Below are 4,949 nucleotides of genomic sequence, written 5' to 3' on the forward strand. Positions count from 1 at the left end.
GGCTTTTCCTCATTCGTCTGCTCCTTCAGGTGGGGCAGACTCTACATCAGACTGAGGGATCGCGTGGGGGGCAGGTCAAGCTCATTGAGCCGCGACTCCGCCGATGCAAGGAGCTTCCGATCTGGCGAGGGCTGGCGGACCAAGGTGAAATACTCCTCAGCAGCCTTCATCATCTCCTGATACCGCTTGCTCTTCTGAGGAAGATCAACGCCCATCACGTTCTCGGAAATGTCCTCGATACTCTTGTCCGAGTACTCGGCAAACTCCTCAGGGTCCAGGTTGATCAATTCACCCGGTTTCATCGATTGGATTATGAAGGGCGAATGCGTGGTGGCGATGAATTGAACATTCGGGAAGGTCGCAAGTAGCTTGTCGCGGACCTCCCGTTGCCATTTAGGATGCAGGTGCAGTTCGAGTTCATCGATTAACACAACGCCAGCGCCATGCAGCGGGTTGGCCAACTCGGGGTTCGCGAGCGCGAGACGGCGGCCGAGGTCGCAGATCAGGGCGAGAAAAGAGCGCTCGCCGTCAGACAGTTGGGAAATGTCGAAGCTCTGATCGTCCTTGTCGATGAGAAGCCGGAGTGGCCTTTGCTCGACACGAAGGTTGCGAAATCCACCAAGGAAGGTCGTCAGCGCATCCGATATTGCGCCAACGGCCCGGTCGCCGAGGTAGTTCGGATTGAGGCGCGTCTCTTCTTCCTGAAGCACGACCGCGCTGTGATAACGCGCCATGAAATCGCGAAAGTTCACCGTTCTGTTGAACAGCGCGCCGGCATAGGCCGCAGCCTGGCCGCGTGGCACCGCAGTTGGCAGCTTCTTGGGAAGGCGGTAGCCAGCCCGGTCCGTCGTGAAGTAGACGACCAGCGGCGCAGCATCATCGGCCCGGGTCGGGTCGCCATAGATGTTGCGAGCAGCCTTCTTGACCGCCGGCGAAAGCTTCGTGACCTTCGGGGCCTTCGCATCTTCGTCGAGAGAGACCCCAAACTCGATCGGGATATCACCGCAATTGATCCGCATGGACAGCGACAGTGGTCCATGGCCGTCATGGAGGTCGAGCGGGCCGAGGGTGCGATAGCCGCTGCGCGCAGGCGAGATGTGCGGCAGGATGCGCGATGCCAGCAGGGCCAACCCGTCGAGGAGCGAGGTCTTGCCACGACCGTTGATACCGGCGATGGCGGTGAAGTTCGGTGAGAACGGGAAAGTTTGCGGTTCACCGAAGGCCCGATAGTTCTGGATCGTTAGCTCGCGTATCCGCATGGCTAGGCTGCCTCCGGGATTTCGAGTTGGCCGGTCACTGCGGCCGCGATCAGGGCTGCGCGGCGTTCTTTCAGCAGGGCGATGGAGTTCTCGGTCGCAGTGCGCAGGCGGTCGATCTTGGCGGTCTCGGTGCTGATGTGTTCGACGATCTGTTGCTGTTCATCGAGCGGCGGCACGGGCCACCAGGTCTCGAAGAAGCCCTCTGGGTAGAGCCGCAGGCGGGAGGACCAGACGCCCTTGGAGTAGCGGGTCACTTCCTGCGCGAAGACGGGGATGCGGACCAACGCATCGACGTAATCGGGCAGGAGGCGGGGGCCCGGGGTGTAGACGTTGTAGGCGGGGCTGACGATGCCATCGACGCGGGCGGTGCCCATGGCGCCCATCCAGGCCCAGAGGGTGTTGATGGCCAGGTCCCCGGCGAAGCACAGCTTGTAGCCCGCGGTGCTTTCGGCCTCGAACATGTTCACGTCCTTCTCGGACCGGGGGGTGACGCCTGTCAGGTGAGAGACGGTTAGCATTTCCTCTTCGCCGGTCTGGGATCGCTGGTCACGTTCGCTGAACAGCCAGCGCGACCGCTCTGTCTCCCAATGCTCAGGGATTTCGCCAAGCCAGTCGATGCCTGACTGGCGCAGGGGCGCGGACGGGTCGAGGCCGCGCATGACGGCCTCGGCCACGATGGCGCGCCGCTTCTCGGCCATCAGGTCAAGCAGCTTTTGCTTGGCAGCAATCAGGGCGTCGATGTCGGCGGTTTCGCTGTCGAGGTAGTCTGCGATTGCTGTCTGGGTTGAAATATCGGGAAACGGAAAGTGGATTTTCTGGATGTCAAACGATGAAAGGTGCTTGACCGTTGTGGAATAGGTAAACTCGTTGATCAGCCGCAATGGCGCAGGAAGGAGATATAGCAAAAACCGTCGATCAACAGTCGGCCCCGGCTCTAGTCTGCATACCCGTTGATTGAGCAGCGCCCTCCCGCCTTGCCACATTGCTGCATTGAAGTCGCCATCCATCCCAACGAGGATGTCACCGCTTTCGATGATTGCATCTGGAACCGGTTCTCCCGAGAAGAAGACTTCCGCTTCCCGATTGAAGATGTCGCGAATTCTAACGAGTGGCATCCCGTCCGAGTCCGAGAACTGCTTCGAGTCAAAAGGATACCCATTTGTGATCCGCACGTGGTCACGTAGGCGGGCAGTCCGCCAGTCGTTAGGGAGCGGCGTTCGAATCCATTCGCCACCGATCATTCCGTCACCTCCCGCAAGAGCCGCAGGATTTCGTCCTCCGCCTTCTTCAGGTCTGCGTCGATGTCGACCAGCCTGCGGGGCGGCGTGAACTGATAGAAGTGGCGATTGAAGTTGATCTCGTAGCCGACCTTGTCCTTGCTCCGGTCCATCCAGGCATCGGGCACATGCGGCAGAACCTCGCGCGCGAAGTAGGCGTCGATATCCTCTTTCAGCGGCACGTTCTCGAAGTCGCGCAGGTCGGGGTCGGCCTCGAATCCCTTGCCTTCACTGACTTTTTCGGCCTCCGGATCCTTCTCGGTGAAGACGTTGCGGAATAGCCTGACCTCGGGCGCGCGCCAGCGGGACTCGCGTTTCTTCAACAGCTTCTCGATGCTGGCCCAGACCTTGTTCCAGTCCCGTTCCGGATCGCGCCCCAGTGCCTGGTCGATCGCCTGGATGTCATCGAGCAGATGGGGCGCCGCGTCGAGGAAGCGGGCCTTGTCCTCGACGGTCATCCGGTAGCGCAGCCGCAGCGGACGCTCGACGGTGACGCGGGTGTAGCCGAAATCGGCGTTGTCGAAGATCTTGGACTTGGCGTTCTGCCCGTAGCCGCCATAGAGGCGTACGATCTCGGCGATCTGATCGGGTTCGTCCGGGCGATCATCCCCTTCGGGCGCCTTGCCCGCGCCGATCTTGCGGCGCTTGTCGCCTTGGCTGCGTCCCATGGGCATCCAGATGTCGCGCGCGTCGACCAGTTGGATGGTGCCCTTGCGATGGTCGGGCTTGTTGTTGGTGACGACCCAGATGTAGGTGCCGATCCCGGTGTTGTAGAACATCTGCTCCGGCAGGGCGACGATGGCCTCGAGCATGTCGCGTTCGATGATCCACTTGCGGATGTTGCTTTCGCCACCGCCCGCGCCTCCGGTGAAGAGGGGCGAGCCCGAGAACACGATGGCCGCCCGCGAGCCGTACTTCTGCGACTTGGGATCCACGTCCTCGAACTTCGAGATCATGTGCTGCAGGAACAGCAAGGAGCCGTCGTTGACGCGCGGCAGGCCAGCGCTCCACGGGCTGTCCTGCGGGGCCTTCTCGTGGCGGCGGACGATTTCCTTCTGCTGCTTCTTCCAGTCCACGCCGAAGGGCGGGTTGGCGATGAAGTAGTCGAAAGTCTGTCCTTCGAATTTGTCGTCGGTGAAGCTGTCGCCGTACTGGACGTTCTCTCCGCCGCCGTTGTGGTCAACCTGCTTCATGAGCATGTCGGATGCGGCCGTCGCGAAGGCCCGCTTGTTGTAGTCCTGGCCGTAGACGTAGAGCTTCGCTTCCTTGTGGTGATCGCGCATGTAGCGCTGTGCCTCAGCCAGCATGCCCCCCGTGCCGCACGCCGGGTCGAGCATGCGCATGACGGTGCCTGGCTTGCTGAGCACGTCGTCGGCATCCATGAAGAGAAGATCGACCATGAGGTGGATCACCTCGCGCGGCGTGAAGTGATCGCCCGCGGTTTCATTGGCCAGTTCATTGAAGCGTCGGATGAGGTTTTCGAATACGAGACCCATCTGATCGTTCTTCACCCGGTCGGGATGCAGATCGACCTTCAGGAATTCCTTCAGTACCAGATAGAGGATGTTCGCCTCGTCCATCTTCTCGATTTCGTTGGTGAACTCGAAGAAGTCGAAAATCCGCCGGACGTTAGCCGAGAAGCCGCCGATGTATGACGAGAGGTGGCGTGCCAAGTTGGGGGTATCGCCGATCATCGTTTGGAACGTCATCGGCGAACGGTTGTGGAAGCGGTGCCCCGATGCCTTGTTCAGCATCCGGTCGAGAGCATCGTCTTCCAGCTTACCACCCTTGCGCCGCGCATACTCCGCCAGAACCTGGTCCTTGGTGTCAGCCAGCACGCAATCGAAGCGGCGCAGAACGACAAGCGGCAGCATGACGCGTTCGTATTGCGGCGGACGATAGGGCCCGCGCAGGAGGTCCGCGATCTGCCAGATCAAGTTCGCCAAGTCCGAGTGGCTTGCCATGTCGTTCAGTCTCCTGCCGGTTTGTCCGGTCTGTTGTTGTGCTGATCAGTCTTCTTGCCCCGGGCGTTTGCCCGATGCCCCGGAAGCCGCCTGCTTCTTCGCCTTTGCCGTCAGTCGCTCGAATTCTTCAACGGCAAGCACCACGACGACAGACCGGCCGTACTTCTCGATGGCAACAGGCTCCGCCCTCGCCATGTCGATCAGCCGCCCAAAGGCGTTCTTGGCATCGCGCGCCGACATGCTTTGCATGGTGAGCTCCTCCCCGAGTTGGAGCTACTTTAGCCAAGATGAAAGATCATGGATAGACGCTAACTTGCTGAGTCGCATGTCAAAGACAAAGCGCGTTGCGCTTCCCATTCGGATGGGAAGTCAGTGGACTTGCCCGGCTTTTGTGGAGAGCGTTTAGCTCACTTCGCGGGCCTTTCGCTCGAAGGCGATGGGGCTCTGGA

4 protein-coding genes are annotated in these 4,949 nt (G+C 60.7%); all 4 read right to left on the reverse strand.

Annotated features, from left to right (window positions below):
- Positions 1-41: 41 nt before the first annotated feature.
- The 4 genes from FNF32_RS11950 to FNF32_RS11965 all read right to left on the reverse strand — a co-directional run bounded on the left by FNF32_RS11950 (position 42) and on the right by FNF32_RS11965 (position 4,749).
- Positions 42-1,259, reverse strand: coding sequence for an AAA family ATPase (locus FNF32_RS11950; protein ID WP_143796653.1), 1,218 nt, complete (start codon positions 1,257-1,259; stop codon positions 42-44).
- Between the two features lie 2 nt (positions 1,260-1,261).
- On the reverse strand, positions 1,262-2,500 hold the full coding sequence (locus tag FNF32_RS11955; RefSeq protein WP_185961951.1) for a restriction endonuclease subunit S: 1,239 nt from the start codon (positions 2,498-2,500) through the stop codon (positions 1,262-1,264).
- Entirely contained in the window at positions 2,497-4,473 is a 1,977-nt protein-coding gene (locus FNF32_RS11960) for a type I restriction-modification system subunit M (protein WP_246087813.1), read from the reverse strand. Before FNF32_RS11960 ends, FNF32_RS11955 begins: the two co-directional genes overlap by 4 nt.
- Before the next feature lie 72 nt (positions 4,474-4,545).
- Complete coding sequence (locus FNF32_RS11965) at positions 4,546-4,749, reverse strand: type II toxin-antitoxin system Phd/YefM family antitoxin (protein ID WP_143796655.1); 204 nt, start codon at positions 4,747-4,749, stop codon at positions 4,546-4,548.
- Positions 4,750-4,949 lie beyond the last annotated feature (200 nt).

The sequence above is a fragment of the Paracoccus marinus genome, assembly GCF_007018965.1.
Lineage (GTDB): Bacteria > Pseudomonadota > Alphaproteobacteria > Rhodobacterales > Rhodobacteraceae > Paracoccus > Paracoccus marinus.